The 13,725-nt window shown below is 61.7% G+C and carries 11 protein-coding genes; 7 read left to right on the top strand and 4 right to left on the bottom strand.

All coding sequences use genetic code 11. From position 1 onward, the window contains the following. The first annotated feature begins 39 nt into the window (after positions 1-39). Together V4529_06310 and V4529_06305 are read left to right on the top strand one after the other, a co-directional pair. On the top strand, positions 40-1,992 hold the full coding sequence (locus V4529_06310; protein ID MES2357941.1) for an oligopeptide transporter, OPT family: 1,953 nt from the start codon (positions 40-42) through the stop codon (positions 1,990-1,992). A gap of 60 nt (positions 1,993-2,052) precedes the next feature. After that, on the top strand, positions 2,053-2,457 hold the full coding sequence (locus V4529_06305) for a VOC family protein (protein ID MES2357940.1): 405 nt from the start codon (positions 2,053-2,055) through the stop codon (positions 2,455-2,457). Positions 2,458-2,517: 60 nt separating this feature from the next. On the opposite strand, the gene V4529_06300 is transcribed toward V4529_06305, so the two are convergent. Next, on the bottom strand, positions 2,518-4,935 hold the full coding sequence (locus tag V4529_06300; protein ID MES2357939.1) for a DUF5916 domain-containing protein: 2,418 nt from the start codon (positions 4,933-4,935) through the stop codon (positions 2,518-2,520). Positions 4,936-5,133: 198 nt separating this feature from the next. Here V4529_06300 and V4529_06295 point away from each other — a divergent pair, with 198 nt between their 5' ends. Next, the gene (locus tag V4529_06295; GenBank protein ID MES2357938.1) at positions 5,134-5,829 is read left to right on the top strand and encodes a hypothetical protein; all 696 of its coding nucleotides are present in this window, start codon (positions 5,134-5,136) and stop codon (positions 5,827-5,829) included. A 16-nt stretch (positions 5,830-5,845) separates the two neighbouring features. On the opposite strand, the gene V4529_06290 is transcribed toward V4529_06295, so the two are convergent. Both V4529_06290 and V4529_06285 read right to left on the bottom strand, forming a co-directional pair. Further along, complete coding sequence (locus tag V4529_06290; GenBank protein MES2357937.1) at positions 5,846-6,286, bottom strand: type II toxin-antitoxin system VapC family toxin; 441 nt, start codon at positions 6,284-6,286, stop codon at positions 5,846-5,848. Beyond that, positions 6,279-6,602, bottom strand: coding sequence for a type II toxin-antitoxin system Phd/YefM family antitoxin (locus V4529_06285; GenBank protein MES2357936.1), 324 nt, complete (start codon positions 6,600-6,602; stop codon positions 6,279-6,281). Before V4529_06285 ends, V4529_06290 begins: the two co-directional genes overlap by 8 nt. Positions 6,603-6,657: 55 nt before the next feature. On the opposite strand from V4529_06285, the gene V4529_06280 reads away from it, so the two are divergent. From V4529_06280 to V4529_06265, 4 genes are read left to right on the top strand one after another with little or no spacing between them, the layout of a single operon-like run. Next, complete coding sequence (locus tag V4529_06280) at positions 6,658-7,962, top strand: hypothetical protein (GenBank protein MES2357935.1); 1,305 nt, start codon at positions 6,658-6,660, stop codon at positions 7,960-7,962. Further along, a complete protein-coding gene (locus tag V4529_06275; protein ID MES2357934.1) occupies positions 7,962-11,150 on the top strand; it encodes an error-prone DNA polymerase in 3,189 nt (1,062 codons plus the stop codon). Before V4529_06280 ends, V4529_06275 begins: the two co-directional genes overlap by 1 nt. A gap of 55 nt (positions 11,151-11,205) precedes the next feature. After that, the gene (locus tag V4529_06270) at positions 11,206-12,264 is read left to right on the top strand and encodes a beta-eliminating lyase-related protein (protein ID MES2357933.1); all 1,059 of its coding nucleotides are present in this window, start codon (positions 11,206-11,208) and stop codon (positions 12,262-12,264) included. Between the two features lie 31 nt (positions 12,265-12,295). After that, entirely contained in the window at positions 12,296-13,057 is a 762-nt protein-coding gene (locus tag V4529_06265; protein ID MES2357932.1) for a creatininase family protein, read from the top strand. A gap of 12 nt (positions 13,058-13,069) precedes the next feature. Here the strand turns inward: V4529_06265 and V4529_06260 are convergent, their stop codons facing one another. Continuing rightward, positions 13,070-13,699, bottom strand: a complete 630-nt coding sequence (locus V4529_06260; GenBank protein ID MES2357931.1) for a cytidylate kinase-like family protein — start codon at positions 13,697-13,699, stop codon at positions 13,070-13,072. Between the last annotated feature and the right edge of the window lie 26 nt (positions 13,700-13,725).

Raw genomic sequence — 13,725 nt, 5'->3', positions numbered from 1 at the left:
GCTCTCCCCACCCGCCCGTTTCGGCGTAAGTTTTAGCCGGTGAAACCAAAAGAGCTGACGATACGCGGGCTGATTCTCGGCGCCCTCATCACGACCATCTTCACGACGGCCAATGTGTACCTCGGCCTCAAGGTGGGTCTCACCTTCGCCTCGTCGATACCGGCGGCGGTGATCTCCATGGCGCTGCTGAGCGCGGTGAAGGACTCGACGATCCTCGAGAACAACATCGTTCAGACTGTCGCATCGGCGGCCGGTACGCTCTCGGCGATCATCTTCGTCCTGCCAGCACTGGTGATCGTCGGGTGGTGGACTCGGTTCCCGTTCTGGGAATCTTTCTTCATCTGCCTGAGTGGTGGCGTGCTCGGTGTGGTATTCACCATCCCGCTACGTCGCGCGCTGGTGACGAACTCCGACCTGCCGTACCCCGAAGGCGTCGCTGCCGCCGAAGTCCTGAAGGTTGGATCGGGCACGCGCGGTGACACGAAGGACGATACCGGTGAGGCAAGGGAAGGGCTCACCGCTGTCATGCTCGGCTCGGTCGCGTCGGCCGGTCTTGCCATTGTAAGCGGAACGCGTATCATCGCTGGCGAATTCGCCGGCGTCATTCGACTCGGAGCGACCGCGTCGACGGGCTACGACATCGCATGGTCGCTCGCGTTGCTCGGTGCCGGTCAGCTGGTTGGACTGTCCGTCGGAATGGCGATGCTCGTCGGTCAGATAATCTCGTGGGTCATCGCGGTGCCGATTCTCACGTCGATGCAGCCGGCGACGGTCGGCCAGACACTGGCTGCGCACACCACGGCGATCTGGAGCACGCAGGTGCGATTCATCGGAGCCGGCACCATTGGTGTCGCCGCGATCTATACGCTTCTCATGCTCGCCAAGCCGGTGGTTGGTGGACTGGTCAGCACACTGGCCGCGGCCCGCGCCGCCACCACGGCAGACGACCGCGACCGCGATCTCGCGCCCAAATGGATCTTCATACTGACCGCCGTCTGCCTCGCGATCACGGCCTGGCTCTCGTTCGCCTTTGCGAAATCGACAGTACTCGCACCCAGTGCGTTGGCACTGACACTGGTCGCCGTGCCATTCGTGCTGATCGTCGGCTTCATAATCGCAGGAGTCTGCGGCTACATGGCTGGACTCATCGGCGCATCGAACAGTCCGATCTCCGGCATTGGCATCCTGTCGATCGTGATCTGTGCGTCGCTGGTCACGCTCGTCGTATCACCGACGGCGGATACGCGTCACGCGCTGGTTGCATTTGCGCTGTTCGTCACGGCGATCGTATTTGCGTGCGCGACAATTTCAAATGACAACCTGCAGGATCTCAAAACCGGCCAGCTCGTCGGTGCATCACCGATGCGCCAGCAGATCGCGCTGGTAGTCGGAGTCGCAGCGGGCGCCTCCGTGATTCCGTTCGTGTTGAACCTGCTGGCCAAGGCATATGGATTTGCGGGTGCCCCGAACGCCCACGTGATTGCGGCAAATCCGTTGCCCGCGCCACAGGCAACCCTGATTGCAGCACTCGCTCAGGGTGTGATCGGCGGAAGTCTGGAATGGACGATGCTCGGTATCGGCGCACTCGTCGGCGTCGGCCTGATTCTGCTCGACACCACACTCGGCGCGATGAAGAAGTTGCGCATCCCACCTCTCGCCGTTGGAATCGGAATATATCTCCCGATGTCGGCAACATTTGCCGTGATCGTAGGCGCCGTTCTCTCCCGCTGGTACGAAGGGCGCACGCGCTCGCTGTCGAATCCCGAGCGCGCTCAGCGGCTTGCTACGCTCGTTGCATCCGGACTGATCGTCGGTGAGAGTGTGTGGGGAGTGGTCAATGCCGGACTCATCGTAGGGCTCACGAAGGAAGCCCCGATCGCGCTCGTATCGGAGAGCTTTGCACCAGCGCGGTTGCTTGGGCTGGTCGTGTTCGTTGCAACGGTCGCGTGGCTGTACCGATGGATGCTGCGGAAGTCGGAGGCGGTTCAGTAGAGCCGCGCCCGACTTCCTGATCCCGCCTCCAGCGAAACCTTATTTTCCGAAAGAATATTCATGAAGCTGCATACGCAACTGAACTTCCCCGGGAATTGCGAAGAGGCATTTCGTTTCTACGAGCAGCATCTTGGCGGGAAGATTACGATGATGATGAATCAGAGCCAGGCACCAGGCGCGCCTGCTGGAGCCGGCAATGCGATCATTCATGCACGGATGGACATCGGTGGCACAGTACTGATTGGAAACGATGTTCCGTCCGCCATCTTCGAGAAGATTCATAGCGTGTACATGTACCTCTCCGTCGATTCGTCTGAAGAGGCGGAACGGATACACAAGGTTCTTGCCGATGGCGGCGAGGTTTACATGCCGATGGCGGAGACATTCTACGCCACTCGCTTCAGTCAGCTTCGAGATCGGTTTGGTGTGTCCTGGTCCATCATTCACGAACGTCCCATGGTGTGAATGGGACGGCGGGTTGAGCGGGCGGGCGCCTTCAGCTGAGGGGCACCCGCGACACTCTTCTCATCGCGCCCTGAACAACCAGCTCAACTTCACAAAGAACCCGTCATTCAGTCGGTTGTAATCGTTGAACCGCAACCCACGCGGCTCGTTCAGCAACGCTCCGTATCCCAGGAAGAACACCGTGCCGGGTATCGGTTGATACGAGAACAATCCCTGCAGGTGCATCCGGTTCGTAGTACTCGCCGACGCCGGCGAATACGTCCCGCTCGATGGATCGTACAGTAGAATCGGCGCGCCGCCATTGCGATCGTCGCGCAGTGCATCCTGCTTCTGCGTATCGTACTCCGTCACGAGCCGCACGAACACGGCGGGCGTGATCTGATATTCTGCCTTCACATACGGAATCTGTCGCTCGGCTACCGTCGATCCGTTCGTGCGCCTGTTGTACTTCTGCAGCGCATAAGTGCCGTCGACGCGCAGCTGAGTCGTGGGACGCCACGATATCGAAGCATTGACGAAATAGATCTCGGCCTGCTGCCACTCGTAAAAATTCTCGTCCTGCCCGAAGATGAACGAGATGTTGCCCGACAGATGCGCGCCCTGCGGTGTGCCAACACTTACCACGTAATCCTGATTCGGAATCCGCTTCCGTCCCACGAACTGCACGGTGTCCAATCCGGTAGCACCCGGAAGCACTACGCGATAATTCGTGTAGATCGATGGGTCGTAGCCGAACACCTCACTGTACACACTTGCGCCAAGCTGCCATCCGCCGCGCAACGTGGCCGAGAAGTCGAAGTGAAGCTTCCTGTTCTGGAAGTCGTCTCCGCCGAGCAGTCGGCGGTACTGCCACTCTCCGATCACTCCCAGCACGCCGGAGAAATTCTCCACCAGTGCGCCCGGCTTTCCAAGGAGCGACACACGATGCGACAGGTTGATGTTGGCGATGTTGTTGTGACTGATGAATCCGCTCTGCGTCTCGAAATCCGGATCGATCGCTCTGATCGAGTAGTTGAGGCCGAATGTGCGGCCGTTGCGATCGAACGCGAGATTCCATAACGGACCAGCGAAACTCCTGCCAGCCAGCTGAGTCTCGCTCCCCGCCAACTGCGCGCTCACCGTGTATATCTTGCCGAACACCAGCCTCGTGTCCGCGCCGGCGACACGATTGTAATTCTGACCGTCCTCGCGATCCGTATAGAGCAGGCCGATGCGCGAGTCGCTGCCGAGATCTCGCTGCGCTCGTGCGATGGCGAATGCAGGATGGTTGCTTCCAGTGACAGAAGTGCTCGGATCGTCGAATGCGCTCAGGAACGCAACGTTCATCCCGGCAAGCTTGCCAGTGAGCTTGCCAGCCGCGGTCGGCTGCACGATCTGTCTGGTGTATATCAGATTGCTCGGCACGGTGAATTGCTCGATGCCGTCCAGGAAGAACGGACGCCGCTCGGGATAGAACAACGCCTGTCGCGGATCGTACGACAACTGATTGGCATCTGCCTCCACCTGCGAGAAGTCGGGCTTGGCCGTCGCGTTCAACGTGAGATTGTTGGTCACACCCCAGCGCAGATTCGCGCCGATGTTCGTGTGATCGAGTGTGTAGCCATATCCCGCAACGCGCTGCGTCCCGCTCACGGTCTGCGTGATCTCCGGATTGAATTCCAGCACGGTGCCGCGATGCAGATCGGTGAGTCCGGTGAGCGTTCCCGACTGTCCCAGAAACGATGCAGCCGATCGGCTCGCGGGCGCCCATGAATCGTCGTATCCGGAATGCTTCACGTGACGCGTTACGTTGAAGCCCCAGTCCTGCGTCGCGGTTGCCTGATAACGAATGCTCTTGAATGGAATGCGCACTTCCACTTCGTAACCGTACGGCGTCACACGACCCTGCGATTGCCAGATGAAATTCGCGCTGAGATCCGGCAGCGCGCGGCCAGTGGATGTGTTGTTGGTAGTGCCGAGGCCGGCGGTGTTGTTGGAAGCGCCACTTTCGACCAGCGTTCCGTCGGCCTGGCTGCCGAGCGGATTCACCTGGAAGACGAAGGCCTGACGGCCGTCGTTGAACGTGCTCAGCAGAAACTCGATGCGATCTTCTGCGTCTATGTGATCGCGATCCGAGAGATTCGGATGCACGGTCTCGTGCGATTCATACGCGCGCACGCCGAAGTAGATCGCGGTCGGCGAATACCACACCAGGATTTCCGTCGAATCAGCCGCGGGCACACCATCCGATGGCGCGAATTGCGAGAAGCCGGTGAGTCGCGCCGCCTGTTGCCACTGCGGCTCGTCCAGCTTGCCGTCCATCGTGACGTCTCCATCCAGCCTCGGCGGCGCAACGCGAAGCTGACGCGCGCGACCGTTATAGGTGATGGCCGGCGCCGCTGCAGTCCTGGGCGGCGTGACTGGAGCTGGTACGACTGGAGTTGGTGTGGCAGTGACGGGCGCGACGAACAACGCCGCGATTGCTGTAACGAGAATCATTCGTGTGTTGGTCGCCAGGTCCGACGCCGTTGCGTACGGCCAGCCATCAACTTAGCGCCCGGTCACCCCTCCGGCAGGCGCGTCGGGGCCCGTTTCTTCGGCCTTCCGGCGCCACCGGACTCGGTCTTGCATTCGGTGTTTGTTCGGTATATTCTAGCCTCCCAGACATCGTTTTGATAAACATCTGTAGTTGAGGATATGGCCACCGCATCCGCATTACGCGATCTACGTGAGTTGCTCGATCTCAAATTTCCGGACGCCGCACCGCTCGAGCGTCACCGGACCGAGGTTGTGGCAACCGGGATCGGCGAGCTGGATCGGATCTTTCCGAGCGGAGGATTCCCGCGCGGACGGCTGTCCGTCTGGACTCCAGGTGGTGGCGCAACAGCCGTCCTGCGCTCGGCGTGCCGCTCCGCCGTCGCTGGCGGCGAGCGAGCCGTATGGATCGATGGTAGTGGCACCATGGCGGGTGCCTTCTGGGATGCGGGACCCGTGCTGCTACGCCCAGGGAGCCGGCTTCACGCCCTGCGTGCGGCGGAGGCTCTGTTGCGATCGGGCGGATTCGCGGTGGTCGTGCTGGCAGGCGCCGATCCGGAAGGAACCGAGAACGTGCGACTTTCACGCGCAGCGCACGAGAGCGGCAGCGCGTGCATCGCGCTCACGTCGAGCGCAACTACATCGGCACTGCGCGCGTCATCGACAATTCGCCCGCATGGTTACGTGTGGCGCCGGGATCCGCACGGCGATGCGGCGGTGGTGGATGCAGCGACACTGGATGTACGGATATCGTCGCTCGGATGGAATCGCAGAGCACGTGTGGTGCTGGCAGTACGGAGGGATGAGCTGCGGCTGGCGCTGTCGGTGGATCTACCTGACCGGCGCGGGAAGCGGTGATGACGGGTTCCCGTCGTTACTCACTGGCGTCCAGCACTGCGAGTGCGCGCGTGGATTCGGCGTATTGCAGAATGCGTCTGTCACGTGTCACGAGCCGTGCCCCAGCGTCACGGGCTGTCGCCATCAGAATGCGATCGGCTGGATCAGCGTGCGGATTACCAGGCAGATGCGCGCTCCCGACAGCGATGCGTGGTGTCAGCTCGATGACTCGCACGCCGGGAACGCTTGCGGCCGTTTCGATCCATTGCAGCGAATCGACGGACAGAACGATCCGGCCACGCTCGGCGAGCATCGCGATCTCCCAGATGGAGATGGCTGATATGAGCACGAGGCCACGCTGGCTCGCAGAGTCGATGAGCCTGAGCATTCGTGCTGATAGTTCGTCCTCTCGCTGTTCCGCTGCCCATATCCACACATGGGTATCCAGCAACAGCGGTAGATCGGTCGCCTTACTCATCGACATCCCACTTCACGTCGATGGGCGAAATGAGGTCGCCGTACGACAGCACGGTGCCGCGCATGGAGCCGACCAGCCCGACGCGCTTTTCCTCGAACGGAACGAGCTTCGCGACAGGTACCCCGTGCTTGGTGATGACGATTTGGTCGTGTCTGTCATTCACGGTATCCATGAGCTCCAGGCATCGCGCCTTGAATTCACTGGCCGAGATCCACGTCTCGTCCCGCGTTCCATATGGATGCACTGCTGTTCCTGCAACACGTTTCGCTCTCGCCTTTGCTGGCTTGGCAGTCGTTCTGGTCTTCCTGGCGGGCATGGTCACCTCGATATGTCCATGGTCATAAGATTATGACCGTATAGCGATCCTGTCAATGTCATTCCTCTGCCTGCACAACCTCGCGTGGCTCGCATCGCAGCCCGCCACGCTGCACGCGCCGCTCCTCACGATCGTGCCACGCGTGCTGTCCGATGGCGATCTCGTGTGGGCCGATCTGCGCGGATTGCCGGTGCGCGAGACGACGGAGCGCGTGCGCAACGCATTCACCGCGCACAATGCGATAGACAGCAGCGTGAAGTGCGGGGTCGCGTCGACCGCGGTCGCCGCTGAAGTCGCGGCTCGCCACTCGCCGCAATCGGTCACGTACGTGCGTGATGGGTACGATCGCGATTTCCTTGCGCCGTTCCCCATCTCGGTTCTCAATCCCGATCGCAAGCTCGCCAATCTGCTCGACGGAACCGGCATCGAGCTGTGCCGCGATCTTGCGCGTCTCTCCCAGGAAGAGGTCGAAGTGCGACTCGGCGCCGAGGGAGTGCGGCTCTGGCGGCTCGCACGTGCCGATGACGCGCGCCGCATCTTCGGATCGATGCCGCGTGCGTTGCCCGAAGCCTCGCTCGAATGGACCGATTACGCGATACGCCGCGCGGAGCGTCTGGTGTTCGTCATCAACGCGCTGTTCGGCAACGTGTGCGAGGCGCTCAAGTCGCGCGGCGAGGGGGCCGTCGCTGTGACCATCAGCTTCGCGCTCGCGAACCGTACGACGATAGATCATCCGATACGCGCCGCACGTGCAACCGCGAGCCAGACTGCGTGGATGCGTCTCGTGCGCCTGGAGATCGAGCGCGTCGTGTTCCCCGATGCAGTGACCGGCATCACGCTGCGCGTGGACTCGACGTCGGGAACTGGAGGACGGCAGGGCGACATATTCGATCGTGGCTTCGGTAGCGAGTCGGCCGCCGAGGAAGCGCTGGGACAGTTGATGGACGATCAGGGCGCTGTTGCTGTCGAGCCGGAGAACAGCGTGCATCCGTTGCTGGATCGCCGTACCGCGTGGACGTCGGTATCGGCCACGCGCGTGATGGAGCGAGCACACGTTTACGCGGCGTCCCTGTCACGCAGCGGCGAGTCGGCCCTCACGCTGCAGCTCCTGCCCGAGCCGCGGCGCATCTCGGTTACGACATTCAGGCGACGCGGCGATGAGATTCCGCGTACGTATCGTGATGAAGGAAAGACGTACGACATAGTCGAGGCGGCCGGTCCGGATCGGGTCTCGGGTGGCCGCTGGGACGATGCTTACGCGCGCGACTACTTCCGCTGTGTCGTGGAGGAGAGTGGCCTGGTCTGGTTGTATTGCGACAGACGCAATGGCGCGTGGTACCTGCACGGCTGGTGGGATTGATGTCTTACGTGGAGCTGCGTGCGCATACCGCGTTCTCGTTCGGCGACGGAGCGGTCACGCCGGAGGCACTGGTATCGCGTGCGGCCAGGCTCGGATACGAGGCAATAGGCATCACGGACACGGCGGACCTTGGAGGCGTCGTGCGAGCGAAAGTAGCGGCCGACGAGCGTGGTATCAAGCTCATCGCCGGCACCGAGCTGCGCGTCGATGGAAAGCCGATGGCGTTTCTTGCTCGCGACATCGACGGCTGTCGCAACCTCGCATCGCTCATTACTCATGCGCGAGTCGGAGCGATCGCTAGCTGGTCGCCAACCAACCGGCAGCGCATGCGCGGAATGCCGAGTGTGCCGTGGTCGTACGTGGCGGAGCATGCGGGAGGATTGCATCTGTTGACGGGCCCTGCGTCCGGCGCGCTTGCGCATCTCGTGGGCGAGGGTCGGAGGGATGAAGCCGAACGGACTCTTCATGAATGGCGGGAAGTTTTCAACGGCAGAATCGCGGTGGAGGTGCAACGTCATCGCGGATGTGGTGACGAGAGTGCTCTCGCCGGTGCGTTAGTTGATCTTGCAACGACGGCGGCTACTCCATGGGTAGTCTGCAACGACCCGCGCTATCTGGGTGACAACAGCAGGCTCATTCATGACATGCTCACCGCGTTGCGTGCGGGTCTCGATCTCGATCGCGCCGCGGAGCGCGGCTTGCTGCATCCGAATGGTGAATGGCATCTCAAATCGCCCGACACGATGCTCGAGATGTGGACCGGACTGGAAGGCGGAATCGAGGAGAGCGAGCGCATCGCATCGGAGTGTGATTTCTCGGTGCGCTGGCTCAGACCACCATTGCCGGCGTTTCCAATTCCCGATGACGCAGATGCAGACGAGTATCTGCGAGTGAAGGTGTACGAAGGCGCAACGATACGTTGGGGCGCGGCACTGAGCGACAAACAGCGCGCGCAGTTGGACCACGAGCTGGGGGTGATCCGCAGGCTTGGCTTCGCTGGATTCTTCCTCGTGATGTGGGATGCCGTACGATTTGCGCGCAGCAGGAATATCCTCTGCCAAGGTCGCGGAAGTGCGGCAAGCTCAGCGGTCGCGTACTGTCTCGGCGTGACTGCGGTCGATCCGATTCTGAACGGTCTGCTGTTCGAGCGATTCCTCTCCGAGGCACGGGTGCCGGGGCCCAGTGGCGAGTACACCGAAGCGCCAGACATAGATCTCGACATCGAGCACGACCGTCGTGAAGAAGTGCTCAACTATGTGTATGGCAAGTATCATCGCGAGCACTCCGCGATCACCTGCACGGTTCAGACATATCGTGCACCGAATGCAATACTCGATGCAATGCGCGCGCTGGGATACCCGGTCGAGCTTGGGCTCGAGCTGTCGAAGCGGCTGCATCGCTTCGATCCTGAAGCAGGAGCGACCAGGGTCCAGGAAGCACTTGCCGCGCAATTCGGTGTCGATCTGACCTGTCCGCGAGGACTCGCGATCCTGACAGCGATGTCGGCGTTCGAAGGACTGCCGCGCATGCGCTCGACGCACGTGGGCGGTTTCGTGCTTTCCAGGGATCTGCTCGGCGATTACCTGCCGATCGAGCATACGAGCATGGGACGCACGATCATTCAATTCGACAAGGATGATCTGGATTACATCGGCAGTCCGAAGTTCGACTTCCTCGGCCTGGGCGCGCTCGCTCTGGTGCGACGCGCATTCGATTCGATCGAGACGCGGAGCGGCAGGCGGCTCGAGTTGTACGAGCTGCCGCAGAACGACGCGCCGACGTTCGACATGATCTCGAGTGGTGAGACCGTTGGCACTTTCCAGATCGAGAGCAGAGCACAGATCGCCTCGATTCTCAATACGCGTCCGCAGACCATGTACGACATTGTCGTACAGATATCGTTGATTCGTCCCGGCCCGATCCAAGGTGAATTCGTGCATCCATACACACGCCGGCGGAGGGGACTCGAAATGCCTGGCTACGCGCATCCGGCTCTGGAGCCAATCCTTCGGAGGACGTACGGGATCCCGATCTTTCAGGAGCAGGCGATGGCGATTTCGTCGGTGCTCGGAGGGTTCACTCCGCCCGAAGCCGATCGTCTGCGCCGGACGATGGGAAACATTCGCAAGAAGACGCGACTCGAGAACGTGCTCGCCGAGCTGACGGAGCGCATGGTGAACAATCCAGCTCCGGATCCGCCGGTAACGCGCGAAGTGGCGGAACAGATCAGCCGCGACCTGTCGACCTTCGCGAATTATGGATTTCCGGAATCACACGCGTGGAGCTTTGCGCTCATTGCTTATGCCACCGCGTATCTCAAATGTCACTACGCAACCGACTTCTACCTGGGTCTTCTGAACGCGCAGCCGATGGGATTCTATCCCAATGCGACGATCATTCACGAAGCGCGCAGGCACGGCGTGGAAGTGAGACCACCCTGCCTGCGTGACGGCAGGCGGATATGCACTACGGAGGTTGCGCCGATGTCGGAGCAACCGGCATTGCGCATTGGCTGGCGGCACATCCGAGGTGTAGGTGATCGCACACTCGACAGATTGGAAGCGGCTCAGGTTCTGTCACCATTTACTTCCATCGCCGACGTCGTCGAGCGTGTCGCGCTCACACGCGCCGAGTCGCTGCAGCTTGCGCGCGCTGCTGCCTTTGGTGCGTGGGAGTCGGATCGCAGGCGTGCGGCATGGGAGGCGTTGCGCGCGGTTGGCGACAACCTCCCGCTGGCACCCGCGCATCGCTTTCGCTACGATCCCCGGGAGCTCGACGAGCGGGAGCTGATATTCCTGGATTATCAGGCTACGGGGATATGCGTGACAGGTCATCCCATGGAGCACGTGCGCGAGCGTCTCTGCAAGGCTGGTGTCGTTGCAAGTCGTGACATGCAGGATTTGCGCGATGGACAGCGCGTCGTGATCGCCGGTCTCGTAACCGTGCGTCAGAGACCTGGCAGTGCAAAGGGCACCATCTTCATCCTGCTCGAAGACGAGTGGGGTTTCGTCAACGTGATCGTCTCACCAAAGCTCGTCGATCGCTACAACGATATCGTGAAATACGCGCGCTTCATCGTGGTCGAGGGGTGGTTCGAGCGGGACGGTGGAGTCACGAACGTAGTGGGGCGCAGATTCCGGGAGCTGAAGGTCGAACAGCTGGTGTACGGATCTCACGATTTCCATTGAGACGTGGGACGTGCTGGAGCTTGACGGTGGTGCTCTACCTGTCCACACTTCAGCCATGCAAGAAACGAAAACACTTCCCAACTTCGCCAGCGACAACTGGGCGCCCGCGCATCCAGACGTCATGGACGCCGTGGTTCGCGCCAACAACGGCCCCGTGCCGGCGTACGGTGGGGATCCATATACGCAGGAAGCCGAGGCACTGATCAGGCGGGAGTTCGGCGCGACGGCGCAACCTTTTTTCGTGTTCACCGGAACGGGCGCGAACGTTCTCTCCATCGAGAGCTGCATACGTCCGTATGAAGCGATACTGTGCAGTGATACTGCGCACATTCATACCAGCGAGTGGGGAGCGGTGGAGCGCATGACGGGCTCCAGAATTCTCCCGATTCATGCGCCCGATGGAAAGATCACCGCGGATGGTGTCGCTGCAGCGATACCGCATCAGGACGGACATGCCGGAGCGAGGCCGGGCGTCGTGTCATTGACTCAGGCCACTGAGTACGGAACGATCTACAGGCCGGACGAGGTGAGCGCGATTGCTCACATCGCTCACGAGAACGGAATGTACGTGCACATGGACGGCGCGCGCATCGCGAACGCCGCGGCGGCGCTCGATCTCTCGCTGCGCGAAGTATCCACGGGGTGCGGAGTCGACGTGCTCTCATTCGGCGGAACGAAGAACGGTGCGTTCTGCGCCGAGGCGATCGTGTTCATGAACGAGCATCTTGCACGTGATTTCACGCTGCGTCGCAAGCAGGCAATGCAGATGGCATCCAAGCTGCGCTACATGTCGGTCCAGTTCACCGCACTTCTCACGAACGACCTGTGGCTTCGCAATGCACGCCATGCGAATGCGATGGCTCGACGCCTGAGCGACGGGCTGGCGTCGATCCCGAGCATCAAAGTCACGCAGAAAGTCGAGGCGAACGAAGTATTTGTCATCGTCCCCGAGCGCGTGATTGCGCCGTTGAGCCAAGCCGCTTCTTTGCACGTCTGGAACGAAGCGATGTCGGAGCTGAGACTGGTGTGTTCGTTCCAGACCAGCGAGGACGATGTCGACGGTTTTGTTGCGCGCGCGACCAGTCTCGCTCGCGACGCTGGTCACTCCTGCTAGAGCATCCTCCGCGCCGCATATAACTTCCAGAATGCCTCGTCCATACATTCTCGCCGAGACCAACTGGAAGGCCGTCTCGTCCACCGAGTACGATGTTGCCGTGCTTCCGTGGGGCGCGACCGAAGCCCACAACTACCATCTGCCATACGCTACCGACGTGATGGAGTGTGATGCAGTCGCCGCCGAGTCGGCTCGGCGCGCGTGGGAAGCGGGCGCGAAGGTCATCGTGTTGCCGACCGTCCCGTTCGGTGTCAACACCGGGCAGCTCGACATCGAGCTCTGCCTCAACATGAATCCGAGCACCCAGGCCGCATTGCTGGGCGATCTCGTGAGCGCGCTCGAAGGGCAGGGGATACACAAGCTCGTCGTCCTCAACGGACATGGCGGCAACGACTTCAAGCAGATGATCCGCGAGTTGCAGCCCACAACCGAAGTCTTCCTCTGCTCGCTCAACTGGTACACATGCGTCGATCCGGCGCCGTACTTCGACGAGCCCGGCGATCACGCCGGCGAGCTCGAGACGAGCGTGATGCAGCACATCGCGCCGGATCTGGTGTTACCGCTCTCCGAGGCTGGCGATGGGAGTCAGAGGAAACCCTCGATTGCGGGACTGCGCGAGCGCTGGGTCTGGGCGCCGCGCCCCTGGACTCGCGTGTCCAGGGACACCGGAACCGGGAATCCCGCTCATGCGACTCCGGAGCGGGGAGAGCACTTCTTCGAGGCCGTGGTCGCCCGGATATCGGGTTTTCTCATCGAGCTGGCAGCGGCGGACATGGACACGTTGTACGAATAGGGCGCGGACTCGTCATCCCCGCTCGAAGTACACGCGCGCCGCTCGCACGATCGCATCCGCCGCCCCATCCACGCCCAGCGCATCGGTGTTGACGCAGAGATGGTAGTTGTCCACCCAGCTCCAGTCGCGCCCCCAGTTCGATTTGACCCACGCTGCGCGTTCCTGATTGACCTGTAGCACGCGTTTCTCCGCGTGGGCATGGTCCAGGCCGTCCCGCTGCATGCACCTGCGTGTAAGCGCCTCCAGGGGGCCGTAGCAGAATACTCCGAAGACGTCACCGCGCGAGCCGAGCATCATCTGCGCGCCGCGACCGACGATGACCACCGAGTCGCGGCTCGCTGCCTCCTCGATCACCGTGCGAGTCACATCCAGCAGCCGCTGCTCCGTCGGCGGCAGTTGCGCCGAGGCGATCGGCGACATCATCTCCTGAGTACTCATCGCCATCGCCGTGGCGACCCGCTCCGCCAACGACGGACGGCGCTCCTCACGTGCGGCGACCTCCGACACGCTCAGTCCCGTGCGGGCCGCTACTTCGTCGATCACAGCGTTGTCCAGCAGCGACCATCCCATCGCGTCCGCCACGCGCGCCGCGACGTTCGAGCCACCCGAGCAGTACATGCGCGAGACAGTGATGATCGGCATACGGAAACCTCGCTGGGCTGAAGGCT

The organism is Gemmatimonadota bacterium, from assembly GCA_040388625.1.
Classification (GTDB): domain Bacteria; phylum Gemmatimonadota; class Gemmatimonadetes; order Gemmatimonadales; family Gemmatimonadaceae; genus Fen-1247.
The sequence above is the reverse complement of the archived record's forward strand: the minus strand, read 5'-3'. Positions and strand labels throughout refer to the sequence as shown.